The sequence below is a fragment of the Pseudomonas sp. PGPR N4 genome, assembly GCF_059693665.1.
Genome location: NZ_JCAUKV010000008.1, coordinates 67,633 through 92,703 on the forward strand (window position 1 = coordinate 67,633; position 25,071 = coordinate 92,703).

Annotated in this window: 24 protein-coding genes; 10 read left to right on the forward strand and 14 right to left on the reverse strand. The window is 62.8% G+C overall.

Translation table 11 applies throughout. The features are described from left to right. Window positions 1-50: 50 nt before the first annotated feature. The gene (locus AC58X1_RS23585; protein ID WP_101316341.1) at window positions 51-1,229 is read right to left on the reverse strand and encodes an acetyl-CoA C-acetyltransferase; all 1,179 of its coding nucleotides are present in this window, start codon (window positions 1,227-1,229) and stop codon (window positions 51-53) included. Window positions 1,230-1,697: 468 nt separating this feature from the next. On the opposite strand from AC58X1_RS23585, the gene fabV reads away from it, so the two are divergent. Both fabV and AC58X1_RS23595 read left to right on the forward strand, forming a co-directional pair. Then, entirely contained in the window at window positions 1,698-2,909 is a 1,212-nt protein-coding gene (fabV, locus tag AC58X1_RS23590; RefSeq protein ID WP_150570007.1) for an enoyl-ACP reductase FabV, read from the forward strand. A gap of 77 nt (window positions 2,910-2,986) precedes the next feature. After that, a complete protein-coding gene (locus tag AC58X1_RS23595) occupies window positions 2,987-3,895 on the forward strand; it encodes an alpha/beta hydrolase family protein (RefSeq protein ID WP_497429558.1) in 909 nt (302 codons plus the stop codon). Between the two features lie 40 nt (window positions 3,896-3,935). Here AC58X1_RS23595 and AC58X1_RS23600 read toward each other — a convergent pair whose 3' ends face one another. The 4 genes from AC58X1_RS23600 to AC58X1_RS23615 all read right to left on the reverse strand — a co-directional run bounded on the left by AC58X1_RS23600 (window position 3,936) and on the right by AC58X1_RS23615 (window position 5,916). Then, window positions 3,936-4,277, reverse strand: a complete 342-nt coding sequence (locus tag AC58X1_RS23600; RefSeq protein WP_178080741.1) for a HopJ type III effector protein — start codon at window positions 4,275-4,277, stop codon at window positions 3,936-3,938. Beyond that, the gene (locus AC58X1_RS23605; RefSeq protein ID WP_150570009.1) at window positions 4,270-4,566 is read right to left on the reverse strand and encodes a DUF1244 domain-containing protein; all 297 of its coding nucleotides are present in this window, start codon (window positions 4,564-4,566) and stop codon (window positions 4,270-4,272) included. Before AC58X1_RS23605 ends, AC58X1_RS23600 begins: the two co-directional genes overlap by 8 nt. Before the next feature lie 9 nt (window positions 4,567-4,575). Further along, window positions 4,576-5,268, reverse strand: a complete 693-nt coding sequence (gene folM, locus AC58X1_RS23610) for a dihydromonapterin reductase (protein ID WP_220633058.1) — start codon at window positions 5,266-5,268, stop codon at window positions 4,576-4,578. Window positions 5,269-5,343: 75 nt separating this feature from the next. After that, complete coding sequence (locus AC58X1_RS23615) at window positions 5,344-5,916, reverse strand: putative antibiotic biosynthesis monooxygenase (RefSeq protein WP_220633059.1); 573 nt, start codon at window positions 5,914-5,916, stop codon at window positions 5,344-5,346. 215 nt (window positions 5,917-6,131) lie between these two features. Between AC58X1_RS23615 and AC58X1_RS23620 the strand changes: the two genes are divergently transcribed. Then, window positions 6,132-7,058 (forward strand): MerR family transcriptional regulator, encoded by a 927-nt coding sequence (locus tag AC58X1_RS23620; RefSeq protein WP_497429559.1) that lies wholly within the window; start codon window positions 6,132-6,134, stop codon window positions 7,056-7,058. A gap of 3 nt (window positions 7,059-7,061) precedes the next feature. On the opposite strand, the gene AC58X1_RS23625 is transcribed toward AC58X1_RS23620, so the two are convergent. Further along, window positions 7,062-7,670: a hypothetical protein gene (locus tag AC58X1_RS23625; protein WP_101322937.1), complete on the reverse strand. Its 609-nt coding sequence runs from the start codon at window positions 7,668-7,670 to the stop codon at window positions 7,062-7,064. A 65-nt stretch (window positions 7,671-7,735) separates the two neighbouring features. Beyond that, window positions 7,736-8,173: a PAS domain-containing protein gene (locus AC58X1_RS23630; RefSeq protein ID WP_101316355.1), complete on the reverse strand. Its 438-nt coding sequence runs from the start codon at window positions 8,171-8,173 to the stop codon at window positions 7,736-7,738. Between the two features lie 107 nt (window positions 8,174-8,280). Here AC58X1_RS23630 and AC58X1_RS23635 point away from each other — a divergent pair, with 107 nt between their 5' ends. Further along, entirely contained in the window at window positions 8,281-8,736 is a 456-nt protein-coding gene (locus AC58X1_RS23635) for a flavodoxin (protein ID WP_103435991.1), read from the forward strand. On the opposite strand, the gene AC58X1_RS23640 is transcribed toward AC58X1_RS23635, so the two are convergent. Further along, window positions 8,733-9,611: a LysR family transcriptional regulator gene (locus AC58X1_RS23640; RefSeq protein WP_181089097.1), complete on the reverse strand. Its 879-nt coding sequence runs from the start codon at window positions 9,609-9,611 to the stop codon at window positions 8,733-8,735. The two genes, AC58X1_RS23635 and AC58X1_RS23640, sit on opposite strands and share 4 nt — an antisense overlap. Window positions 9,612-9,708: 97 nt before the next feature. On the opposite strand from AC58X1_RS23640, the gene AC58X1_RS23645 reads away from it, so the two are divergent. From AC58X1_RS23645 to AC58X1_RS23655, 3 genes are all read left to right on the forward strand, one after another. Further along, window positions 9,709-10,095: a CidA/LrgA family protein gene (locus AC58X1_RS23645; RefSeq protein ID WP_101316361.1), complete on the forward strand. Its 387-nt coding sequence runs from the start codon at window positions 9,709-9,711 to the stop codon at window positions 10,093-10,095. Then, window positions 10,085-10,771 (forward strand): LrgB family protein, encoded by a 687-nt coding sequence (locus AC58X1_RS23650; RefSeq protein ID WP_101316363.1) that lies wholly within the window; start codon window positions 10,085-10,087, stop codon window positions 10,769-10,771. The genes AC58X1_RS23645 and AC58X1_RS23650 overlap by 11 nt, the downstream gene beginning before the upstream one ends. Window positions 10,772-10,966: 195 nt before the next feature. Continuing rightward, window positions 10,967-11,872, forward strand: a complete 906-nt coding sequence (locus tag AC58X1_RS23655) for an alpha/beta fold hydrolase (protein WP_101316365.1) — start codon at window positions 10,967-10,969, stop codon at window positions 11,870-11,872. A 109-nt stretch (window positions 11,873-11,981) separates the two neighbouring features. On the opposite strand, the gene glyA is transcribed toward AC58X1_RS23655, so the two are convergent. Both glyA and AC58X1_RS23665 read right to left on the reverse strand, forming a co-directional pair. Next, complete coding sequence (glyA, locus tag AC58X1_RS23660; protein WP_101316367.1) at window positions 11,982-13,235, reverse strand: serine hydroxymethyltransferase; 1,254 nt, start codon at window positions 13,233-13,235, stop codon at window positions 11,982-11,984. 136 nt (window positions 13,236-13,371) lie between these two features. Then, window positions 13,372-17,202: a sensor domain-containing protein gene (locus AC58X1_RS23665; protein ID WP_497429560.1), complete on the reverse strand. Its 3,831-nt coding sequence runs from the start codon at window positions 17,200-17,202 to the stop codon at window positions 13,372-13,374. A 249-nt stretch (window positions 17,203-17,451) separates the two neighbouring features. Between AC58X1_RS23665 and AC58X1_RS23670 the strand changes: the two genes are divergently transcribed. The 3 genes from AC58X1_RS23670 to gdhA all read left to right on the forward strand — a co-directional run bounded on the left by AC58X1_RS23670 (window position 17,452) and on the right by gdhA (window position 21,312). Further along, a complete protein-coding gene (locus AC58X1_RS23670) occupies window positions 17,452-17,883 on the forward strand; it encodes a hypothetical protein (protein ID WP_150570014.1) in 432 nt (143 codons plus the stop codon). A 188-nt stretch (window positions 17,884-18,071) separates the two neighbouring features. Continuing rightward, window positions 18,072-19,739 carry an energy-dependent translational throttle protein EttA gene (gene ettA / locus AC58X1_RS23675; protein ID WP_103435998.1) on the forward strand — a complete coding sequence of 556 codons (1,668 nt, stop codon included), beginning with the start codon at window positions 18,072-18,074 and terminating at the stop codon, window positions 19,737-19,739. 232 nt (window positions 19,740-19,971) lie between these two features. Next, window positions 19,972-21,312, forward strand: coding sequence for an NADP-specific glutamate dehydrogenase (gene gdhA, locus AC58X1_RS23680; protein WP_101316375.1), 1,341 nt, complete (start codon window positions 19,972-19,974; stop codon window positions 21,310-21,312). A gap of 149 nt (window positions 21,313-21,461) precedes the next feature. On the opposite strand, the gene AC58X1_RS23685 is transcribed toward gdhA, so the two are convergent. The 4 genes from AC58X1_RS23685 to AC58X1_RS23700 form a co-directional block, all read right to left on the reverse strand. Further along, a complete protein-coding gene (locus tag AC58X1_RS23685; protein WP_497429561.1) occupies window positions 21,462-21,962 on the reverse strand; it encodes a GreA/GreB family elongation factor in 501 nt (166 codons plus the stop codon). 68 nt (window positions 21,963-22,030) lie between these two features. Continuing rightward, window positions 22,031-22,387 (reverse strand): hypothetical protein, encoded by a 357-nt coding sequence (locus AC58X1_RS23690; protein ID WP_150570016.1) that lies wholly within the window; start codon window positions 22,385-22,387, stop codon window positions 22,031-22,033. 133 nt (window positions 22,388-22,520) lie between these two features. After that, the gene (locus AC58X1_RS23695) at window positions 22,521-24,374 is read right to left on the reverse strand and encodes an Lnb N-terminal periplasmic domain-containing protein (RefSeq protein ID WP_181089105.1); all 1,854 of its coding nucleotides are present in this window, start codon (window positions 24,372-24,374) and stop codon (window positions 22,521-22,523) included. A gap of 75 nt (window positions 24,375-24,449) precedes the next feature. After that, entirely contained in the window at window positions 24,450-24,938 is a 489-nt protein-coding gene (locus AC58X1_RS23700) for a DUF3015 domain-containing protein (RefSeq protein ID WP_101316383.1), read from the reverse strand. Window positions 24,939-25,071 lie beyond the last annotated feature (133 nt).

Sequence of the window (25,071 nt, forward strand, 5' to 3'; positions counted from 1 at the left end):
CAACCAGGCTGCCGGCACACGCCGCCAGCCCGGTTCACGCAATCGCCGACCTAGCGCTCGATCGCCAGCGCCACGCCCTGACCACCACCAATGCACAGGGTCGCCAGGCCTTTCTTGGCATCACGCTTGATCATCTCGTGCAGCAGGGTCACCAGCACCCGGCAACCAGATGCGCCAATTGGATGACCGAGGGCAATGGCGCCGCCATTGACGTTGACCTTGTCGGCATCCCATTCCAGCGACTTGCCCACCGCCAGCGCCTGCGCGGCGAAGGCTTCGTTGGCTTCGATCAGGTCCAGATCGGCCAACTGCCAGCCGGCTTTGGCCAGGCAGCGCTGGGTGGCCGACACCGGGCCAATGCCCATGATCGCCGGGTCGACCCCAGCACTGGCGTAGCTGGCAATCCTGGCCAGCACCGGCAGGCCCAGCTCGGTGGCTTTGGCCGCGCTCATCAGCAGTACCGCCGCTGCGCCGTCGTTGAGGCTGGAGGCGTTGCCGGCGGTGACGCTGCCGTCTTTCTTGAACGCCGGGCGCAGTTTGGCCAGTGCTTCGGCGGTGGATTCGGGGCGGGGTTGCTCGTCGCGCTCGACCACCTTTGGCTCGCCCTTTTTCTGCGGCAGCACGATGGGCGTGATCTCGTCCTTGAAACGCCCGGCTTCGATGGCGGCGACGGCCTTGCGCTGGGATTCGGCGGCAAAGGCGTCCTGCTGTTCACGGCTGATGTCGAACTTGTCGACCAGGTTCTCGGCTGTGATGCCCATGTGGTAATCGTTGAAGGCGTCCCACAGGCCGTCGCTGATCATGCTGTCGATCAACTGGCCATGGCCCATGCGCTGGCCGGTGCGGGCCGAGGGCATGACGTAGGGCGCCAGGCTCATGTTCTCCTGGCCGCCGGCTATGACCACATCGGCATCGCCACAGCGAATCGCCTGGGTCGCCAGGTGCAGCGCCTTGAGGCCCGAGCCGCAGACTTTGTTCAGGGTCAGCGCCGGCACGCTGAACGGCAGGCCTGCCTTGACCGCAGCCTGACGCGCCGGGTTTTGCCCGGCACCGGCGGTCAGCACCTGGCCGAGGATCACCTCATCGACCTGCGCCGGGTCCAGCCCGGTCTGCTCGAGCAGGCGCTTGATCACCGCAGCGCCCAGATCGACGGCTGGCACGCTGGCCAGAGCGCCCTGGAAACTGCCGATGGCGGTACGGGTGGCGGCGACGATGACGACTTCATGCATGTTGTTGTTCTCCGATGAAGGTGGCGCGACGAGGCGACGTATTACCACCCAGCATCGGTGTAAACGGTTCATTTGTTAAGTTTGTTTTTCTTTGGCATTGATCCGCAAAGCTAATCAATCACCCCGTTAGACGGCAGGGCACTGATGAGTGACGCAGTGAATGTCACCGCCGCCTGCGGCAATCGCGTCGATGCGCAGCGGCGCAGGGTTTACTGCAGGCGTTGTCGGCGCAGCGGGTCAGGGGCCCGGCGTGGGCGTGCCTGGTGCACCGCGACAGCCAGGATGACCCGCTGGCGCGGGCCTTCATGCAGTGGCTGCGTGAGCAGCTGGGGCGATCTGCGGTTGGAACCACCCCCGTCAGCCCGTAATATGTGTCGGATAACTTGCGGGGGTAGTCTCACCCTCAGATCAAACGGAGCCGGCCCGCGCGGCGCGGCTCCCTAGCCTAAACCTGACGAGGTACAGACATTGGCCATCATTCATCCCAAGGTTCGCGGTTTCATCTGCACCACGACCCATCCGAAGGGCTGCGAGCTCAACGTCCGTGACCAGATCGAAGCCACCCGCAAGCTGGGCGTGCGCGATGATGGTCCGAAAAAGGTCCTGGTGATCGGTGCTTCCAGCGGCTACGGCCTGGCAGCACGCATCACTGCAGCCTTCGGCTTCAAGGCCGACACCCTCGGCGTGTTCTTCGAAAAGCCAGGCACCGAAACCAAGCCAGGCACCGCCGGCTGGTACAACGCTGCTGCATTCGACAAGTTCGCCAAGGCTGAAGGCCTGTACAGCAAGTCGATCAACGGTGACGCCTTCTCCGATGAAGCCCGCGCCAAGGTCATCGAACTGATCAAGAACGAAATGGGCGGCAAGGTTGACCTGGTCATCTACTCGCTGGCCTCGCCTGTGCGCAAGCTGCCACAGACTGGCGAAGTGATTCGCTCGTCGCTCAAACCAATCGGCCAGCCGTACAAGTCGACTGCCATCGACACCAACAAAGACGTGATCACCGAAGCCTCGATCGAGCCGGCCACCGAGCAGGAAATCGCCGACACCGTTACCGTCATGGGTGGTCAGGACTGGCAGTTGTGGATCGACGCTCTGGCTGATGCCGGCGTGCTGGCCGAGCAGGCGCGTACCGTCGCGTTCAGCTACATCGGCACCGAAATCACCTGGCCGATCTACTGGCACGGTGCACTGGGCAAGGCCAAGCAGGACCTGGACGACACTGCCCTGCGCCTGGACCAGAAGCTCGCCAGCGAGATCAAGGGCGGCGCCAACGTTGCCGTGCTCAAGTCGGTGGTCACCCAGGCCAGCTCGGCGATCCCGGTAATGCCGCTGTACCTGTCGATGGTGTTCAAGATCATGCAGGAAAAGGGTGTGCACGAAGGCACCCAGGACCAGCTCGATCGCATGTTCCGCGACCGCTTGTTCCGGGAAGACGGCGCGCCGGCTGAAGTCGACGAAAAAGGCCGCCTGCGCCTGGACGACTGGGAGCTGCGCGACGACGTCCAGGATGCGTGCAAGGCCCTGTGGCCACAAGTGACCACCGAGAACCTGTTCGAAATGACCGACTACGCCGGTTACAAGAAGCAGTTCCTCAACCTGTTCGGCTTCGAGCGCGCTGACGTCGACTACGACGCAGACGTGGCGACCGACGTCCAGTTCGACTGCGTTCAGCTGTAATCTGCGAAGCGTGTGTCTGGTGATGGCGTGGGGCTGAAATTTTGCTAGCGTGAGTGGACTCCAACAAAGAGCCCGCCATGAGCAGCCTGACTCAACCCGCCAGCGCCCTGCGCCACAAAGCCGCCGATGGCTACAGCCTCGGCGGTTTTGTCTGGCGCCATGCTCGACCTGGTCCCCAGCGCCCGCTGGTGATCATCAACCCGGCCACTTCGGTGCGCTGCGCTTACTACTCGCGTTTTGCCGACTACCTGTTTGCCCAGGGCTGCGATGTGCTGTGCTTCGATTATCGCGGCATCGGCGAATCACGGCCGCCGTCGTTACGTGGCTTCACGGCGTCATGGAGCGATTGGGGGCAACTGGATTTCGAGGCCATGCTGCAGTATGCCGCCGAGCACTTCCCCGGGCAGCCAGTGGATGTGGTCGGGCACAGCTTCGGCGGTTGGGCGGTAGGCCTGGCGCCCTCGGCGCAGCAGGTGCGGCGGGTGGTGATGGTCGGTGCGCAGTTTGCCTATTGGCGCGACTATGCGGCGGCGCAGCGCTGGCGCTTGTTGGCCAAATGGCATGTGGCAATGCCGCTGTTGACCAGGGTGATGGGCTATTTCCCGGGCAAACGCCTGGGTTGGCTGGAAGATACCCCGGCAGGGGTTGTCGCTGACTGGAGTACGCCCACGCCTGCGTACGAACAGCGTCCTAGCGGGCGCTTGCTGGCGGCTAAGCCATTCGCTCAGGTGCGCGCGGCAACATTGGCGATCAGCTTGAGCGATGACCCGTTCGGCACGGTGGCTGCTACCGAGCGTTTACTGGCTTATCTGAGCGAGGCGCAACCCGCGCATCTGCGGATTGCTCCGGCAGACATACAGGTCGCCGAGATCGGCCACTTTGCCTTCTTTCATGACCGCTTCAGGCAGGCGCTGTGGCCGATTGCACTGGAATGGTTGCAACACGGCCAGCTGTCACCAGGCACGCCCGGCCAGCGGCTGCGCTGACGCCGCAAGCCAAGGGGCTAAGCAGGCAGCCCCTTTGTCATCAAGCCAGGCGCTTGAGCGGCTGCTGGGCAAACTTCACCCCAGCCAGGCCATACGCGATCAACGCACGGATATTGCCGTGGTCGCTGCCATCTGGCGTGGCGACCACGCTGCGGTAATGCTCACCAAAGGCCAGCAACGCTTCGCGGTCGCTCAAGCCTTCCAGCACGGCCATGCCGAGGGTCTTGCACGAGCCTTCGTTCTGGCCGGCGGCGTTTTCCACGTCACCGTTGGTAAACGCCTGCGGCTGATAGCTGTAGTGCTCGGCGATGAACGCAAGGGTGTCGGCAAAGGCGTGTTCGCCGCTTTCGAGGCTGGCGCGCAGGGTGTTCAAGTCAGTCACGGGGTTTTCCTTGTTCGAACGCCGCTTGCTGATCGGCGCTGGCTTCTTTCTGGTATTGGGCTTTCCATTCGGCGTAAGGCATGCCGTACACCGCTTCGCGGGCGTCATCCAGGCTGATGTCGACCTGCTGCTCATCGGCAGCCGCCTTGTACCACTTGGACAGGCAGTTGCGGCAGAAACCGGACAGGTTCATCAGGTCGATGTTCTGCACATCGGTGCGTTTTTGCAGGTGGTCGACCAGCCGGCGAAACGCGGCGGCTTCGAGTTCGAGCTGTTGTTGTGGGGTCATGGGCTTCTCTCAGATCATGCGGTTCTTCAGGTGGCGGCCACCGTTGATGACCACCTGGCTGCCGGTGCTGTAGTGGCTGTCGAGCAGGTACTTGACCGCCTCGATCAGCGGCCCGGCGCCGGGTTCGAATTCCAGCAGGGCCTTTTTCAGGGTCTGCTGGCGGTAGGCTTCGTCGCCGCCTTCCTTGAGGATCAACAACCCCGGCAGGATACCGTTGACGCGCACCGTCGGCGCATACTTTTCGGCAAACGACAGCACCATGTTCTGCAGTGCGGCCTTGGTCGCGGCGTAGCCGATATGGCTCTTGCTGCCGCGCGAGGAGGTTTCGTCACAGATGTGGATGATGTCGGCCTTGGCGACCTTGCGCAGCATGTCGCCAAGGGCCAGGTTGAGGTGATAGGGCGCCTCGACGTGCAGGCGGAACATCAGCTCAAGATTGACCAGGTCGTCATCCAGCCACACCGAGGCGTTGTGGATGATCGCGCGCAGGCCGTCGTAGTGGCTGCTCAAGTGATCGATCAGGGCGTCGCGGTCGGCCTGCTGGCACAGATCGGCGCGAAACTGGACGATGTTGGGGTGCGCAGATTGCGCATGGACATGGCGACTGGCAGCGACCACCGTATGGCCGGCCTGTGCCAGTTCAAGTGCCAGAGCCAGCCCTACGCGTTGGCTGGCTCCGGTGATCAGAATGGGGCTGTTCATGTTCAGGGCGGTCTACTTGTCTGTGCAGGCAGTGATGCCCCAGCATACCCGAACTGCTTCCCTCTGGGGGGCGCCTCAGCGGCTGCGCAGCCCGCGCGTGGGCTCTGCGCGGGCGGCTGGCGCCGGGTGTAGCCAGCTGGCCAGCAGCCGCGTCGACAGCGGGATGAATACATAGACCATGACTGGCGTCAGGCCCAAGGTGCTGAGCAGCACCCGCGGCAGCAGGTCGAGTGCGCTGAGCCAGTGGCCGAAGACCAGGTTGAACAGCAGCGAGACCGGGAAGAACGCCAGCCAGATTGCCACGGCCTGCTTCCAGCGCGGCGGCTTTTGCACTGTATTGGCGCCGAACCAGTCGTCGATGCCGCTGACGCGCTGCTCCCTGGGGCGTTCGAACAGGCCGTCGCCGCGTTGCAGCCAGGCGCGGCGCGAGGCCGAATGCTCCCAGGCATGCATGGTCTGCTCGCTGGTGAAACGGAAGATGATCTGGAATTCGTCACCATCACCGGGCGGGGCGAGGATGCCCGAGCCGAGGTAACCGGTGAAGTCAGTGGCCAGCTGCTCGCCTTCATGCAGCCAGGTCAGCAGGTCCTGGTAGCGGCCATGGGCGGCGCGGCGCGACACCATCAGGGTAACGGGTGGGGTAGACATTGTGTATCTCCTGGCGACAGGACTGGCGGGTAGCCGGCCCTTAGGCTTGCGCGCCCGGGGTGGTGGGCGACGCAGGCATGCATGCAAGAATCAGGCGCGGATTATCGCGGATAAACTGTGACTCGTCAGTGTCAGCGGGCGAACGGTTGGTTATTTGTTTGCCCGTCCCGGCGTAGAATGTGCTTTGTTTAATCGAATCCGGGTTTTCACCACGCATGAACGAGCAGGCACTCCCTATAGCCGATCTGGATCACCAAGAGCTGTTTCCAATCCGCGAGGTTTCGCGCCTGACCGGGGTCAACCCGGTGACGCTGCGTGCCTGGGAGCGTCGCTACGGCCTGATCCAGCCAACTCGCACCGACAGCGGCCACCGCTTGTACTCGCAGGCCGACGTCGACGCGGTACGCAGCATCCTCGGCTGGCTTGAGCGCGGCGTGGCGGTGAGCAAGGTCGGCAGCATTCTCGCCCGTGGCCAGGCGCTGGCGCAGGACAGCAGTGCTGCAAGCAATGCCGATGACCTGGTCAGGTGGCGTACCCAGGTACGCGAGGCAGTGCAGTGCTTTGACGGCGCTAGGCTCGACCGTTTGTTCGATCAGGTATTTGCCAGTACTACCCAGGAGCGGGTGTTCAACGACGTATTCATGCCGGTTTGGCACACCCTGCGCGGGGCGCCGCGCGGTTTTGGCCAAGCCAGCGAGTGGGGTTTTCTCGACCAGTTCTTGCGCGGGCGGGTGCTGATGCGCCTGCAGCTGGCGCGGGCACCGCGGCGCCAGCGCGTCGTGCTGGCGCCGCTGTCAACCGCGCTGCAGGAGCTGGAGTTGCTGGTGGCCGGGCTGCTGCTCGGCAGCGAAGAAGTCGGCGTGGTACTGCTGCCGGCCAGTCAGCCGCTGCAGGAGCTGGCGCTGATCTGTCGGCAGCTGGAGCCGGATGCGGTGGTGCTGTTCTCCAATCAGCGGCCAACTGCCGAGTTGGGTAAGCGCCTGGCACGTTTAGGGTTGGGTTGCCCGTTACTGCTGGCGGGGGAGGCGGCGGAGTTTGCTCAGGACACGCTGGCCGGCAGTGCGGTGGTCTGCCTGGGAGCCGAGGTCAGCCTGATGCGCCGACGCTTGCGCCAGTATCTGGCCGGTCAGCTCGATACCTGAAGCTTAAGCGTGCAGTTCGGGATGGGCGCTACGGTGGGCCTGGAGGATGTATTCGCGTAAGCGCTCGATCTCTTCTGCCGGGCTGCGGCTGAGGTCGTACGCGGCCAGGTTTGCACCGATACGCCGGCGCAGCACGCCGTGCAGGCCGATCGGCGCGATGCCGTCAGGGGCGAAGCTCAGGTCGAAGCGCTTGGGCGCCTGTTTCAGGCCGCGCACTTCAAGCAATACACCCTTGAACGAGATGTCCCGGACCCACAGGTTGCTGCGTTTGCCTTTGCTTTCGAGCAGCGCCGAGGGCTCTTCGAGTGACAAGCGCCATGGCCGCAGTTGCGGCCCGTCTTCCTCGTAGATTTCCGGGGAGCCAAGCTGCAGGTGCAGGGCGTGGAATTCGTCTTCGACCAGTTGCAGCGGGAAGCTGATCTGCTGGTTGTTGAAATGCGCCTGCAGGGTAACCTGATCACTGGCCGCAAGGCGCGTCAGCAAGGTCTGCAGCTGGCGATCGCCGTTGACCAGCAGGCCGGACATAGGGTCAGCCAGGTTCAGTTGCGGCGAGTGCTGCAAGTCTTGGATGAAGCTCATCTCGGCCTGAGTGAGCAGGGTATCTGCTTGCATGGTCGCATCCGAATGTGGCGATTTTTTCAACAGTGACAGGATGGACAGCGGCGGCGGCGGTTGGTTCATTTGAGCAGCTCGGATTTCAGATCGGCGAACTGCGCCTGGCATTGTTCCAGGCTGCGCTGCAGTTCGACCTGGCGGCTGACGTCCTTCTGGATACCAATGAAATAGCGGCGCTGGTCGGCTTCGTTGTACACCGGCGTGATAGACAGCTCATTCCAGAACGCGCTGCCGTCCTTGCGGTAGTTGAGCAACACTTCGCGGCACGGTTTGCCGTCGAGCATGGCCTTGCGGATGCGTACGCGGGCCAGTTGGTCGCGGTCATTGCCCTGCAGAAAGCGGCAGTCCTGATAGAGGATTTCGTCGCGGCTGAAACCGGTCAGGCGCTCGAAGGCGGCGTTCACGTAGATCAGGATGGTGTCGTCACCTTCCTGTTCACAGACCACGATGCCGTCATTGGAGGCATCGACCATCGATTGCAGCAGTTGAGCGTTGATCATGTGCGGACCAGAGATTGGATAGCGGCGACTTACGCCTCAAGCGGCCTTTTGCCATTGCAGGATGCTAGTATCCTACGTTTTTACTCAGTTTCGGAATCCTCCCGCAGATGAAAGTCGTCATTATTTCCGGTTCAGTGTATGGCACCGCCGAAGAAGTTGCCCGTCATGCCGAGGCGTTGCTCAAAGCCGCTGGCCTTGAAGCCTGGTACGCGGCGCGGGCCAGCCTGGCCGACATCGAAGGCTTTGCCCCGCAAGCCCTGCTGGCTGTGACCTCGACCACCGGCATGGGTGAGCTGCCGGATAACCTTATGCCGCTGTTCTGCGCTATTCGCGACAGCCTGCCAGCGGCATGGCGCGGCCTGCCCGGCGCAGTGATCGGCCTGGGCGACTCCAGCTACGGCGACACCTACTGCGGCGGCGGCGAGCAAATGCGCGAGCTGTTTACCGAACTCGGTGTGCACGAAGTGCTGCCGATGTTGCGTCTGGATGCCAGCGAAACGGTCACCCCGGAGGCTGACGCCGAGCCTTGGTTGGCCGAGCTGGCCGCCGCACTGAAGGCCTAAGCTTGCTCGCGCAGCAATGCCAGCCAGGCTTGCGCTGCCCGTGACAGATACGCGCCGCGGCGCCAGATAAAGGCAATGTCCCAGCGCAGCGCCTCGGGTGCCAGTAAGGGCAGACGGACCACCCCAGGGCGCTCCAGCGCGCGGGCGACTACCCGCGGCAGCAGCACCACCCCTTGGCCTGCTGCCACCAGTGCCGCGAGAAAGTCCGCCTGACCGCTGCGCCCGCCTTCCTTGGGGGTGAAACCCAACTGCTGGCAGGCGCTGAGCAGGCGGTCGTTGAGGACGAAGCTGCGCTGATAGAGCAAGAACGGCGTCTCGGCCAGTTGGCCCAGGTCAACCTCGGTCAAGCCTGCCAGGGCGTGTCCGGCGGGCAGCAGGGCATCCAGCGGCTCGTTGCAGAAGGGCTGAAAGGCGAAGGCGTCGTCGTTTGGCGTCAGGCTGCCGCCCAATTCCAGCTCACCGCTGCGTACCGCCTGCTCAATGGTGCGGCTGCCGCCCTCGAGCAGGTGAATGACGATGTTCGGATGGCGCCGCCGGTACTCGGCGAACAGCCCGGCAAACAGCGCATCACTGCCCAGCAGTGGCAGGCCCAGGCGCAATTCGCCACGGTGCATCTGGCTCAGATCATCCAGCTCGCTCAACAGCTCCTGGCGCTGGCGCAGCAGTGCTTCGCCGCGCTCGAGGACGATGCGCCCGGCGGCGGTCAGGTGCATCTGCGAGCCCTGCCGTTCGAGCAGTTGCTGGCCGATGTCATCCTCCAGCTGAGCCACCTGCTTGCTCACCGCTGACTGGCTAATATTCAGCGTCTGCGCGGCCTGGGTAAAACCACCACGATGAACCACTTCGACAAAGCTGCGTAGCTGCTTGAATTCCATCGCCTGAATTCCTTTTTGGAATGGCAGGCAGTCTAACAATTCGCTTCTGGCCTAGGCACGGCAAATTTACAATGGGCACCCGTCGAGGAACCCATTGATGAACGCTGTATTGCTTAAAAAACTCACTCGGCTGATCTGCGAGCTGGCGGTGCTGTTTGCCTTGTTCCTGTTCGGCAGCCAGCTTGCGGCCTGGTCTGGCTGGCCCATTCCGGGTGGTGTGTTCGGCCTGGCCCTGCTCTTGATCCTGTTCGCCAGCGGCCTGCTGAAACCGGCCATGCTCCAGGCCGGTGCGGGCTGGCTGATGGCCGAAATGCTGTTGTTCTTCATTCCGGCGCTGATGAGCCTGCTCGATTACGGCAGCCTGCTGCGCGATGAAGGCTGGCGCATCCTCCTGGTGATCGCGGTGAGCACGCTGCTGGTAATGGTGGTCACTGCCGTGACGGTCGAGCTGGTGTGCCGCTGGAGCCTGCGCCATGAGCCTTGAACCGATGCCGCTGTTCTGGCTGGCGCTGACACTGGCCGCTTATCTAGGCAGCCGCTGGCTGTACCGGCGCAGCGGGCGTTATCTGCTGTCGCCGCTGATCCTGGTGCCGGCTTTGCTGCTGGCGGTGGCCGTGCCACTGCACACCGCCTATGCCGAGTACGCGCGCAATACCCATTGGCTGATGGCCGTGCTTGGCCCGGTGACGGTGGCCTTTGCCGTGCCGATCTGGCAGCAACGGGGGTTGCTCGCGCGGCATTGGCCGGCGTTGCTGCTGGGCATGCTGGCCGGCAGCTGCGTGTCGATCGGCAGCTCCTGGGGCCTGGCACACCTGATGGCGCTGGACGATGCAGTCAGCCTGTCGCTGCTGCCGCGCTCGATCACCACCCCGTTTGCCATGCCGCTGGCCCACGATCTGGGCGGCGTGCCGGAGCTTACTGCGGTGTTCGTGATGTTCACTGGGGTGCTCGGGGCACTGTTCGGCGGCACCTTGCTGCGCTGGCTGCCATTGCGCACGCCACTGGCCCGTGGCGCGCTGTTTGGCGTCGGCGCACATGGCGCTGGCGTCAGCCGGGCGCAGGAAGTGGGCCGCGAAGAAGGCTCGGTGGCCGGCCTGGTCATGGTCCTGACCGGCTTGCTCAACTTGTTTGCCGCGCCATTGCTGGCGGCGTTGCTGTGACCGTTCGTGCCACTGACCTGTACGGTCATCAAGCTGGCTGCCAAGGCGAGTTCCGCCGACCGAGGCGCTGACTATGCTGTGCAGGACGCAACATAAAGAGCACATGTAAGTGCCAAGGTGACATGCAATGACCGCAGCCTTGCCGTATTCGACCCACGCAGCTTTGATCCAAGCTACTACTCCAGGACAACTCTGATGCCTTTGGCCGAAATTCCATTGTGCGTCTGGCGTACCCGGGGTCAGGATTTCTCATTCCAGGGCCAGAGCATCCGCTACTGGACGGCAGGGCAAGGCGAGCCTCTGCTGCTTCTCCACGGTTTCCCCACGGCCAGCTGGGACTGGCACTATTTATGGGGGCCATTGACCCAGCGCTTTCGCGTAGTGGCCTGCGACATGCTCGGCTTTGGCGACTCGGCCAAGCCGCTCGGCCATCGCTACAGTCTGATCGAGCAGGCCGATCTGCAGCAGGCCTTGCTTGCTCACTTGGGCATCGACGAGCCAGTGCACCTGCTCGCCCACGACTATGGCGGCAGCGTCGCTCAAGAGTTGCTTGCACGGCACTATGAGCAGCGCAGCAACATCGCCAGCTGTGCCTTCCTCAACAGCGCGCTGTTCCCCGAGCATTGCCCGCTGCTGCTGGTGCATAAGCTGTTGCTCAGCCCGCTTGGCTGGCTGATCGGCCGCTCGTTCGGCCGGGATGACCTGGTGCGTACCGTCACCCAGATCTACGGGCCCTGCACCCACCCCAGTGAAAGCGCTCTGGACGACAGCTGGAGCCTGATCACCGCCAACCGTGGCACGCATATCCTGCACCGGCTGATCAACTACGTGCATGAACGGCGCCAGCAGCGTGAGCGTTGGGTGGGCGCGCTGCAGGCTGATGGCGTGCGTTTGCGCCTGATCAACGGCTCGGTTGATCCACTGTGCGGTGCCCACATGGTCGACGCCTTCCGCCAGCTCGTCGTGGATGCCGATACGGTGCAGTTGCAGGGCATTGGTCATTACCCGCACATCGAAGCGCCGGTGCAGGTGTTGCGCCATTACCTGAGCTTTCGCGAGCAGCCGTTGAGCTTTGTGCCGCAGAAAGTGGCCTGGTGTTGATGGAGCCGCCGGGCTGAAAAACAAAAAACCGATGTCAGCGAACTGACATCGGTTTTTCATGCAGCCTGGTTTTCAACAATAAAAAGCGACAGGCTGGATCACGCGTGGATCAGTTGCCGTAAACCGGCAGCTTTTTGCAGATGGCCTTGACCTTCTCACGTACCGCGTCGATCACGGCCTGGTTGTTCAGGTCGGCGAGGATGTCGCAGATCCAGCCAGCCAGCTCGCGGCATTCGGTTTCCTTGAAGCCGCGGGTGGTCACGGCCGGGGTGCCGAAGCGCAGGCCCGAGGTGACGAACGGCGAACGTGGGTCGTTCGGTACCGAGTTCTTGTTGACGGTGATGAAAGCGTTGCCCAGGGCAGCGTCAGCATCTTTACCGGAGATGTCCTGCTTGATCAGCGAGAGCAGGAACAGGTGGTTTTGAGTACCGCCGGACACCACGTCGAAGCCGCGCTCGATGAACACCTCGGCCATGGCCTGGGCGTTTTTCACCACTTGCTGCTGGTAAGCCTTGAACTCAGGCTGCAGCGCTTCCTTGAAGCAGATCGCCTTGGCGGCGATGACGTGCTCGAGCGGGCCGCCCTGGGCGCCTGGGAACACTGCCGAGTTGAGTTTCTTCTCGATGTCGGCGTTGGCACGGGCCAGGATCAGGCCGCCACGTGGACCGCGCAGGGTCTTGTGGGTGGTGGTGGTGACCACGTCTGCGAACGGCACCGGGTTCGGGTACACGCCAGCGGCAACCAGGCCAGCAACGTGGGCCATGTCGACGAACAGGTAGGCACCGACCTTGTCGGCGATGGCGCGGAAGCGCGGGAAGTCGAGAACCTGCGAGTAGGCCGAGAAGCCGGCTACGATCATTTTCGGCTTGTGTTCAACAGCCAGGCGCTCGACTTCGTCGTAATCGATCAGGCCATTGCCGTCGATGCCGTACTGCACGGCGTTGTACAGCTTGCCCGACGAGCTGACGCTGGCGCCGTGGGTCAGGTGACCGCCGTGGGCCAGGCTCATGCCCAGGATGGTGTCACCGGCCGACAGCAGGGCCAGGTAGACCGCAGCGTTGGCCTGGGAACCGGCATGCGGCTGGACGTTGGCGTAATCGGCGCCGAACAGCTCTTTGGCGCGATCGATAGCCAGTTGCTCGACCACGTCGACGTATTCACAGCCGCCGTAGTAGCGCTTGCCTGGGTAGCCTTCGGCGTACTTGTTGGTCAGTACCGAACCTTGGGCTTCCATCACCGCGGGGCTGGTGTAGTTTTCCGAAGCGATCAGCTCGATATGCTCTTCCTGACGCTGAGCTTCTTGCTCCATGGCGGCAAAGAGATCGGCGTCGTACTTGGCAATGGTCAAATCACGGCTGAACATGGCGGTCCTCAAGGATCGGGGCTGAATTGGGTGTGCATTCTAACCGATTGGCCGAGGCGTGGCATATGAACTGGCGTCATGTCGCAGACCAATGCCATTCACGTCGTAAAATGACCGGGCGGACATACCGCTCGGCTCACTGGAACATGAACAGCGTCTCGTTGCTGAACTGCGCTTCGAACTGCTGCGGCGGCATTGGCCGGCCGAACAGGTAGCCCTGCACTTCGTCGCAGTCGTGCTCGCGCAGAAACTCCAGCTGCTCGTGGGTTTCGACACCCTCGGCGATCACCGCCAGGTTGAGGCTGTGGGCCATGGCGATGATCGCCCGGGCGATCTGCGCATCTTGCTCGCCGGAGGGCAGGCCGTCGACGAAGGTGCGGTCGATCTTGAGCACATCGATGGGGAACTGCTTCAGGTAGTTGAGCGATGAGTAGCCAGTGCCGAAGTCATCCACGGCGATGCTCAGGCCAAGGTTTTTCAGGCTGTCGAGAATCTGCATGGCCTCATGCACTTCGCGCATCAGGATGCTTTCGGTCAGCTCCAGCTCCAGGCACGCCGGCGGTAGCTCGGTTTCTTCAAGAATGGTCGCGATGCGCGTGCCCAACTGGCCGTCGGAGAACTGCCGCGCCGAGATGTTCACCGACACTTTCGGTACGCGCACCTTGGCCTGATGCCAGGCCTTGAGCTGGCGGCACGACTCGCGCAACACCCAGTCACCGACATCCACCACCAGCCCGACCTCTTCCAGCACCGGGATGAAATCGCCCGGCGGCACCAGCCCGCGGCGTGGGTGGCGCCAGCGCAGCAGCGCTTCGGCGCCGGTCAGGCGTTTGCCGTCGCCACTGAATTGCGGCTGGTAATAGAGGATGAATTCGTTCTGTTCGAGGGCATGGCGCAAATCGCTTTCCAGTTCCAGGCGCTCGAGGGCACTGGCGTTCATCTCGGTCTGGTAGAACTGGAAGTTGTTCTTGCCGCGCTCTTTGGCGTGGTACATGGCGGTGTCGGCGTTTTTCATCAGCTGGCTGAGTTCGCTGCCATCCTGCGGGCTCAGGGCGATGCCGATACTGGCGGTGACGAAGAACTCGCGGTTCTCCAGTACGAACGGCCGCACCAGGCTGCCAAGAATGCTCTCGGCAACATGAATGGCGCGGTTCAGGGCCTGCTCGCGGCTGGCGCGCGGCTGCAGCAGCAGGGTGAATTCGTCGCCGCCCATGCGCGCTACGGTGTCGTCGTCATCGACGCACTCGAGCAGGCGCTGGGCCATGTCCTTGAGCATGCGGTCGCCGGCGGCGTGGCCGAGCGAGTCGTTGATCGGCTTGAAGCGGTCCAGGTCGAGGAACATCAGCACCACCCACGACTTCTGCCGCTCGGCCTGCTGCAGCGCCGTGTACAGGCGGTCCTGGAACAGGGTGCGGTTGGGCAGGTGGGTCAGGGCGTCGTAATAGGCCAGGCGGTGAATGCGCTGTTCGCTGGCCTTGCGCTCACTGATATCGGTGAAGAAACACACGTAGCTGGCCAGGTCGCCCTCGTCGTCGAGCACCGCGGTGATGCCGACCCAGGCCGGGTAATGCTCGCCGTCACGGCGTTTGAGCCAGACTTCGCCCTCCCAGCTGCCGCGCTGGTTGAGTTGCTTGAGCACGTAACGCAGGTGCGATTCCTGCTGGTCCTCGACGGTGAGCAGGCGTGGCAGTTGGTCGAGCACTTCGCTGACCGCATAACCACTGACCCGGCTGAAGGCGTCGTTGGCCTGAACGATGTAGCCGGCCGGGTCGGTGATCAGAATCGCCGAGGTCGAGTGCTCGAATACCGTTGCCGCCATGCGCAGGTCTTTTTCTGCACGGCGTTGCTGGCTGATGTCGCGGCCGACCCCAAGGATGCCCTCGAAGCGCTCGTGCTCATCCCACACCAGCACCAGGCGCAGCTCAATCGGGATCTTGCGGCCATCGGCGCGCAGGCAGTCGAACAGGAACAGCTGGGTCGGCAGCTCGGTGCGCAGCAGGGCCAGTTGCGCGCGGTCATCGATCGCTTTGCTGACCTGCTCCATCAAACTGTAGACACCGCTCAACTGGGCCGGGTTGGCGACCACCGACTGCCAGCCATTGGCGAATATCCACTCTGCCTCATAGCCGAGCACCGCGCGCACCGACGGGCTGACGTAATTGAGCAGCAAGCGGCTGTCGGTGGAGAAGATCACGTCGCTGATGCTCTCGGCGAGCATGCGGTAGCGTTGCTCGCTGTCACGCAGCGACGCGCTGGCCTCGATCTGTACGGTGACGTCCTTGCCGACGCCGACGATGCGCGTGACCTGGCCATCGTTGTCGCGGGTCAGCACCTGTTCGCGGATGTCATAGCAACGCCAGCCGCCGTCATGGTGGCGGAAGCGCAACTGGCAGTGCAGCGCCTCGCGGTGGCCGCTGTCGCGTTGCAACTGCAGCTGGCTGCGATAGTGCGCGGCGTCTTCGGGGTGCAGCAACAGCTCCCAGAAGCGCTCGCCCATCTGCGCCAGCTCGGCGCGGTCGTAGCCCAGGGTCTGGCCCAGATGCCGGTTGCTGAAGATCATCCGCTGGCTGGCAACGTCCTGCACGTAGAGCTGATCGGGCACGGTACGGACCACGTCCGACCAGAAGCTTTCGCGCTCCAGCAGCGACAACTCGACCTGCTTGCGGCTGGTGATATCGCTGATGCTGAGGATCACCGCCTGATAATCGCGGCGTTGCTGTGGCAGGCGCACCATCAGCCACAGGTGCAGGTCGCCTCCCAGTGGCGCCGGCAGGCAGACTTCCAGTTCAAGCACGCCGCGCTGTTCGATCAGGGCGTCGATCAACTGCATGCCGACGCTCTCGCGGCCATGCCCGGACGCCTCGATCAGGCGCTGCCAGGCGCCTTCGTGGCATTCGACACTGAGCAACTGGCGCGCCACCTGGTTGATCTCGGTGATTTTCAGCTCCTGCAGCAACGAGCGGCGCAGGTTTGGTTCCAGCGCCAGGCTCTGCCTCAGTGCAGCCAGGTTGCGCAGGTGATAGCGGTCGAGCTGACCGGGCAGGCTCGACAGGTCGAGCACGCACAGGGCAACCCCGGTGCCTTCGAAAATCTCGTGATAGCGGCGGCGGTCTTCCTGCAGCGCGCGCTGGCGCCGGCGCATGTTGATCAGTGCCAGCAACGGCAGCAACGCACAGATCACCACCAACAGGCACTTGCCCAGCATTGGCAGCAGCAGTTGCTGGCGAGTCAAGCCTTCGTCATACAGGCCGCGCAGTTGCCAGGTACTGTTATCGAGGAAGGCGAGCATCACGCTTTGTAGCGGTTCACCGCTGGAAGCGGCGGGCTCATGGCGCTCGAGCACCGCACCGTCGCGGCTGCTTTCCAGCAGCCAGAGCGGGTGGTCAGGGCCGTCCAGATGCTCGGTCAGCGCCGGGTAATAGTCAGGGCTCAGACGCAGCAGCCAATACCCGACGCCTTGTTCCGGCGTTTGCCGCAGCAGCAGATAGATCGTGCCGTTGTCCGCAGCATTGGCAAAGAAATGGCTGCGGCCGCGATTCAATTGCAGCAACTCGTCAATCAACTGGCGGTCAGGGCTGCCGACCAGGCTGTCGGCCACGACCTGGCCATTCTGGTTCAACCAGGCCACATGGCGCAGGCTAGGCAGGCGCGTCTGCAGGGTTTGCAGCAGCGACGGCAATGCTTCAGGCGTCGGCGCTTTGACGTAGGGCTGGACTAGGTTCAGCGCTTGCTGAGCCTTGAGCGCCAGATTCAGGTTGAGGTTGTCGGCCAATTTGGCGCTGGCGACAACCGTGTGTTCGCGCATTTCAGCCTGGGTATGGCGGAACTGCGCGAACAGCTGCCACAGCAGCAAACCCAGCAAAACCAGCGCAAGCATGGCCAGCGCGCCCTTGAGCGAGCCGCGCAGGGATACACTGCTCGAAGTGGGAGCAGGGCGCAAAACGGGCGGTTGGTTGAGATTGGTCAAGCGATGGTCCTGCAATTGGGCGGCGACGGCAGGGGCGCAACATGCATGGGTCGTGCCTGAGCCTGGAGTGGCGCGCACTTATAGTTGTGGACACATGAAGGCGGCTAGCATGCCTGCAATTGTGGCGAAGTGCCAGCTCCGCATTCAGCCTGTCGCCGATGCGTTGATCGGGTCCGGTTCGGCAACCTCTTGCTGGCTGTGCGAGAATGCCCGCCGCTTGACTGTTTACGCTTCTGGAGATGTACGGTTTTGGTTACCCACTATTCCCTCAACGGCCTCGATTCCGCCTGCGGGCGCAGCAGCCAGACCCTGGTCAGCACCGGTGTGGCCGATGCCGTTTCGTGTAAATCCTGCCAGCGCTCGCTGGTCAAACCTGATGCCAACGCGGCAGTGGTGCGCAAGAGTCCGTCGCTGGCTGAGCTGCGCAAGTCGGCGAAGGCTGCCAAGGCTGCCAGTGAGCCTGGTTTTGCGGTCGCCTCAGTGGTGTTGCCTGCAGCGGCTCCTTCGGTAGCCACGCCGCAGGTCAATCCTGCGCTGGCGTCTGTGCTCAAGCAGCCAGTGTCGAGCCAGCCAGCGCCTGCGGCCAGCTTCAATGCCAAGGCCGCCTGGGCGGCGCAGCTGGTCAAGCAGGCCGGCAATCGCCCGCCGCGCGGCAAGCAGGCCAAGCAGCGGCGTGGTTGAGGCTGCTGGCTTGACAGCTGTGTGATTGGGGCTGCAAAGCAGCCCCTGCACCTCAAGCCCTGACATCTGGCCAACGCCCGCAGTTGGCGTAGAATGGTCGCCTTTGTTCACTGACACCCTGTAAGCACATCCCCCTGGCATCAGCCGGGTAGTTCGGATGTCTTCACCTATCTATAGAGGGCTTGGTTTTGGCTCAATACGTCTACACCATGCATCGGCTGAGCAAGGTCGTGCCGCCGAAGCGCGAAATCCTGAAGAACATTTCGCTGTCGTTCTTCCCCGGCGCCAAGATCGGCGTGCTCGGCCTCAACGGTTCGGGCAAATCGACTTTGCTGAAGATCATGGCTGGCGTCGACAAAGAGTTCGACGGTGAAGCCCGTCCGATGCCTGAACTGAACGTCGGCTACCTGCCTCAGGAGCCGCAGCTGGACCCAACCAAGACCGTGCGTGAAGTGGTCGAGGAAGCGGTCAGCGTGATCAAGGACGCCCAGGCGCGCCTGGACGAGGTCTACGCTGCCTACGCCGAACCGGATGCCGACTTCGACAAGCTGGCTGCCGAACAGGCCAAGCTCGAGTCGATCCTGCAGGCCGCCGACGGCCACAACCTCGAGCGTCAGCTCGAAGTCGCTGCCGATGCCCTGCGTCTGCCGGCATGGGATGCCAAGGTCGAGCACCTCTCCGGTGGTGAAAAACGCCGCGTCGCTCTGTGCCGCCTGCTGCTGTCGGCCCCCGACATGCTCCTGCTCGACGAACCAACCAACCACCTGGATGCTGATTCGGTGGCCTGGCTCGAGCGCTTCCTGCACGACTTCCCGGGCACCGTGGTCGCGATTACCCACGACCGGTACTTCCTCGACAACGTTGCCGGCTGGATCCTCGAGCTCGACCGCGGCGCCGGTATCCCGTACGAAGGCAACTATTCGGGCTGGCTGGAAGCCAAGTCGGACCGTCTGGCGCAAGAGTCCAAGCAGCAGAGCGCTCACGAAAAAGCCATGAAGGAAGAACTGGAGTGGGTGCGCAAAGGCGCCAAGGCCCGCCAGTCCAAGTCCAAGGCCCGTCTGGCACGCTTCGAAGAAATGCAGTCGCAGGAATTCCAGAAGCGCAGCGAGACCAACGAGATCTATATCCCGGCCGGTCCACGTCTGGGCGACAAGGTCATCGAGTTCAAGAACGTCAGCAAGAGCTATGGCGATCGCGTGCTGATCGAGAACCTCTCATTCGCCATGCCTAAAGGCGCCATCGTTGGCGTGATCGGCGGTAACGGTGCCGGTAAGTCGACCCTGTTCCGCATGCTGATGGGTAAAGAGCAACCGGACTCGGGCACCATCGAGATCGGCGAAACCGTGCAACTGGCCTGTGTTGACCAGAGCCGCGAGGACCTCGACGGCAGCAAGTCGGTATTCCAGCAGATTTCCGACGGCTCCGACCAGATCCGCATCGGCAACTATGAGATCCCGGCGCGTACCTATGTTGGCCGCTTCAACTTCAAGGGCGGGGATCAGCAGAAGTTCGTCAAGGACCTGTCCGGTGGTGAGCGTGGCCGTCTGCACCTGGCGCTGACCTTGAAAGAAGGCGGCAACGTCCTGCTGCTCGACGAACCGTCCAACGACCTCGACGTCGAAACCCTGCGTTCGCTGGAGGAAGCGCTGCTCGACTTCCCAGGCGCAGCCATCGTGATCTCTCACGATCGGTGGTTCCTGGACCGTGTCGCCACGCACATCCTCGCCTACGAAGACGACTCCAACGTGCTGTTCTTCGAAGGTAACTACACCGAGTACGAAGCTGATCGCAAGAAACGCCTCGGTGATGCAGCGGCCCAGCCGCACCGTGTTCGCCACAAGAAGCTGGCGCAGTAACAGCTTCATCCGCTGCACAAGATTGGGGCCCTGCGGGGCCCCTTTTTTGTGCCTGCTTAAGCTAAGGTCAGGCTGCTTTCACAAGCATTCCGCGTGGTCCTTTGTATACATTTATATAAAACGCACCAATTTATTTCAAAAAAACGACATTTCGCCCTGTTGCAGTGCGAGCGGTTCTTGATAGAGTCGGGAAAAAATATAAGTCCAACCCTCTCTTGGTGAGATGTCTAGCATGATCGAATCCGTCGACGATTTCCTCGCGCGCCTGCAGCAGCGTGACCCAGGCCAACCCGAATTCCACCAGGCAGTGGAGGAGGTCCTGCGTACGCTTTGGCCCTTCCTCGAGGCCAACCCTCACTACCTGCAAGCCGGCATTCTCGAGCGTATCGTCGAGCCTGAGCGCGCGATTCTGTTCCGTGTCTCCTGGGTCGATGATCAGGGCAAGGTCCAGGTCAACCGCGGCTACCGTATCCAGATGAACAGCGCCATCGGCCCCTACAAAGGCGGCTTGCGCTTCCATCGCTCGGTCAACCTCAGCGTGCTCAAGTTCCTCGCCTTCGAGCAGACCTTCAAGAACTCGCTGACCTCGCTGCCCATGGGCGGCGGCAAGGGCGGCTCGGACTTCGATCCAAAGGGCAAGAGCGACGCTGAAGTGATGCGCTTCTGCCAGGCCTTCATGAGCGAGCTGTACCGCCACATTGGTGCTGATTGCGACGTGCCGGCCGGTGATATCGGCGTTGGTGCACGCGAGATCGGCTTCATGTTCGGCCAGTACAAGCGCCTGGCCAACCAGTTCACCTCGGTGCTGACCGGCAAAGGCATGACCTACGGCGGCAGCCTGATCCGCCCGGAAGCGACCGGCTACGGCTGCGTGTACTTCGCTGAAGAAATGCTCAAGCGTCAGGGCCTGCGTATCGACGGTCGCCGGGTGGCCATCTCCGGCTCCGGCAACGTGGCTCAGTATGCAGCGCGCAAGGTCATGGACCTGGGCGGCAAGGTCATCTCGCTGTCCGACTCGGAGGGCACGCTGTACTGCGAAGCCGGCCTGAACGATGCCCAGTGGGATGCATTGATGGAGCTGAAAAACGTCAAGCGCGGGCGTATCAGCGAGCTGGCCAGCCAGTTCGGCCTGGAGTTCCGCAAGGGGCAGACGCCATGGACCCTGGCCTGCGACATCGCCCTGCCATGTGCTACTCAGAATGAGCTGGGCGCCGAAGACGCGCAGACTCTGCTGCGCAACGGCTGTATCTGTGTGGCAGAAGGCGCCAACATGCCGACCACGCTCGAGGCTGTGGATATCTTCATCGACGCGGGCATTCTGTATGCCCCAGGTAAGGCTTCGAACGCCGGCGGCGTTGCCGTCAGCGGCCTGGAAATGTCGCAGAACGCCATGCGCCTGCTGTGGACCGCGGGTGAGGTGGACAGCAAGTTGCACAACATCATGCAGTCGATCCACCATGCTTGCGTGCATTACGGCGAAGAAGCCGACGGTAAGGTCAACTACGTCAAAGGCGCCAACATTGCCGGCTTCGTCAAAGTCGCTGACGCGATGCTGGCGCAAGGCGTGGTCTGACATACGCTTGTGTAGGAGCGGCCTTGCCGGGGCGCCGGACCGGTCGGAAAGGGTCGCGTAGCGGCCCCGGGATCTATACAACGCCGCTGAATTGCTGGGCCCGCTGTGCGGGCCTTTCCGACCGGTCCGGCGCCCCGGCAAGGCCGCTCCTACACAGCGTCCGGCGTTATAGCGGTAATAACGATCATCTGGTCTCCGGCCGGGCGCCGCCACAGGACTTCATCCCCCGGCGCCGCGCCTAGTAATGCGCGCCCCAATGGCGAACCCCAGTTGATCAGGCCTTGCCTGGCGTCTGCTTGATCCTCGCCGACCAACTGCACGCTGTGTTGTTGCTCATCCTCATCGATAAACATCACGCCGCTGCCAATCTGCACCTTCTGCTCGGAGGTCGCCGGTGGCACCACCTGTGCGCTCTGCACGCGCGCGGCGAAGTAACGCAGTTCGCTTTGGGTATTTGCCACCTGCTGCTTGTCGGCCCGCTCGCCCTCTGCCAGCAGTTGCTCTCGCTGGGCGTTCAGCGCGGCCACGCGCTGCTGCAGCAAGCGCAGGCCAGCAGCGGTGACGTAGTTGGGTTGCTCGCTGACCCGCCGCTGAACCGGCTGTTCGGCCTGGGCGGCGGCGTGGTCTTCGTTGACAAATGCTCGGCTCATGCTCGGCCCTCCTCAGGCATGAGACCTCTGCCACAGGCTGGTCGTTTCAGTGCAAGCCAGTTCGGGGCCTAGTTATGACGGTAGGCCCGCGCGGTGTCGCGATCCTTTTCATGCTGCCAGTCGCGGTCACGCTCGTTCCAGTAGTGTTCGCGGTAGTCACGCAAATCCTGATTGGCCTGCATGCTCTGGCACTGCCGAAAGCCATCGTCCCATCCGGTTTCATACTGGCGCTCGGCGAGATAACGCGGCACGTTCTTGCGAAAGTCCCCGACCATCAAGCCCGCCGCCTGGCGGCCGCTGCTGCAGCCGTCGCCGTAACCATCGGCGTAGGCGGGCGGATAGCCGTGCTCGATCATCTGCTCGTGAGCTGACTGGCAGCCCGTGAGCAACAATGCTATTCCGATTCCAAGCCAGTACCGCGACATGTGCCAGACCTCCACGTAATAGAGAGAGTCTAGGCGCCGGATTGTCGCGCTGATGTCAAAACAATGTTGGATTGCTGTACGGCCAAACCCGGCCTGAACGCAACCCTGTGCGCTCAGACCGGGGCCGGCTGCATCAGTAGTGGTACCACTTCAACTCGAGCATCACCTCGTTTTGCGCTGTGGCCAGGTGGCTGTATTCACGCTTGGCGCTCAGGCGCAGGCCCAGGTCCTGGCTGATTTCCCACTGCTGATTGAGGCTGAGGCTGCGGCGCACTTCGCCATTGGTGAAGTAATCGCCCTTGGCTTCGACGGTCATGTTGCCCAGCCCATTGCGCCAGAGCAGGCCACCATTGAAGCCTGCAGCCGGGCTGATGAACTCGGCAAAGTCGTTGTGGTGTTCGACCCGTACCGTGCCCAAGGCAAAGCCGAGCAAGCCGTCGGCCAACTGCCAGGTGCCGCCGGCGCCGCCGTTGACGTGGCTGACCAGCACCTCATCGTCATGCTTGCCCGGTACCCGCTCAAGGCCACCGGCAACCTGCCACGACAGCGGTTTGAGCAGCTCGTTGCGCGGCGTCAGGGAGCGGATGGTGGCGAGGTCGAGTTGCTGTACCTGCCAGTCGTTGCCTTCGTACTGGCGCAGCTTGAGTTGGAGAATCTCGATCTGCGCGCCGAGTGGGAAGCCGTAGGCGTTGTCGTTGAGGTCGTGGTAAGCCATGCGCAGGCCGTACTCGGCAAAGGCGCGGTCTTCACGGGTGCCAACGCCAACCTGCCAGGTGCGCGACTGGTGGCCGTTTTCAGGCAGGCCCGGGCGTTCTACTTCGAGTGGCTCAGGTGGATTGCGGTTGATTGCCTGCAGCAGCTCGAAACTGCGCTTGGCCTGAGCCGGGTCGCGTTCCTGGCCGTTGGCGCGATAGCGCTCCAGACGGTAGGCGGCGTCTTGCACCAGGGCCTGACGAGGCTTGGGCAGGGCGTTGAATTCGGCGCTCTGCAGCTGCGCGGTGTCGGCGCTAATGGCCAGCACTTGCTGTTTTTCCTGATGATCGAGCGAATCTGCGCGGGCCAGCAGTTCACGTTCACGCGAGGGCCGGTAGCGGACACTGGAAACCAGCCCGGATTGCTTGACTGCCTTGACCGTGTCGGTAGGGATCGCGGTCAGCGGGAACTGCGAGGTCAGGTCCAGCCCGGGGCGGGCGACCTGCAGCAGTTCGAGCAGGCGATACGAGCAGTTTTCGTCAAAGAAGAAATAGTCGAACTGGACCTGTTTGAGTTCCCACACGTGTTCGACCATGCGCCCGGTCTCGGTCGGCGTCAGGTCCAGCTGGTACTCCCACAGGTCGCGGTTTTCCAGGCTGCGATACTCGGACAACTTCTCCTGGTACGGCATCAGGGCGAATAACCCGGGGTAGCCGCCTGCCAGGCCTTTCCAGGCATAGAGAATGCTGTTGTCGCTGCCTTCGATGTAGGCCCCGAAGTTGATCGCGTAGCTGAGCAGGGTGGTGTCGTCGTCGCGGGTCTTGGCCTGGTCGATACGCAGCAGGGTATGGCCGAACATCGACGACGGGCTGTTCAGGTAAGCCGCGGGGAATATCAGTACTGCGCTGTGCGGGTCTACCGACTGATACCACTGGCGGAATTCGGCGCAGTCGGGCTGCGGCAGGTCTTGCAGATCGAGTTGCTCGCGCAGCCAGCGGGTGCGCGCGGGGTAGACGCATTGGGCGTGCTTGTCGCCGAGGCTGGCCGGGGCGTACAACGCTTGTACAGTGGCCGCCAGTTCGCGGTCGGGATGGTGCCCGCCGTCTTCGGCGAGGAAGAATTTGGCATCGTCGACATAACTGCGCCAACCGCCCAGTTTGCCGGTCTCGTAGTGGCCGAGGGCAATCCAGTAGGGCGTGGCCGCCAGCTGTTGCAGGCGCGCAGGGTCGACGTGGGGTGCAGCGTTGAGCTGGGCGCTGCCAAGCAGAGCCAGAAGGGCAAGGCGTTTGAGCATGTCGGGCAACTACTTCTTGAAGGATGCCGATGATGATGCCAGTCCCGCCCCGGTGAGGGGCGGGAAGGGCCGGACTCAAGCCTCGGTAGCGTACTTGGCCAGTTGCGGGTCGCTTTTGAGCACCGCGAGGGTGTTGTTGTGCACGGTTTCAGCAGTGGCGTCGGCGCTGTTGAAGATCTCGCCGAAGTGCTGGTGGGTAACCGCGGCGAAGTGCGCGCGATCTTCAGGTGCAACGCCGAGAACCACGGCGTAGGTGGTCAGAGCTTCGCCCTGGCCTTGCGCCATATCTTCGGAAAGCTCGTTCATCATGCCGTTCATGGCGAACCAGGACTTGCCGCCGTAGGTCAGCGAGGCCTTGGTCGAGCAACCGTTGGTGCCCGAGGTCATGCCGAAGGTGGCGTTGCCGGAAGTACCGTTGGTGGTGGAAGCCAGGAAGTGAGCAGGAGTCCCGCGCTGGCCTTCGAACAGCATGTTGCCCCAGCCGCAGTTCGGGCCACCAGGCGCTTCTGCCATGGCGTTGATCGAGATTGCGGTGAACAGAGTACCCAGAAGAATCCGTTTCATAGCTTCGTTCTCTTTCTTAGTAGACTTACCAATGGTCAGGGGTTCTGGCAATTCCTTGCCAGCTCGGAACAGCATAATGCTACCCCGCGCAATGTTGGAGTTTAGGCACGATCCAAAGGTTGCGTGGCTTATT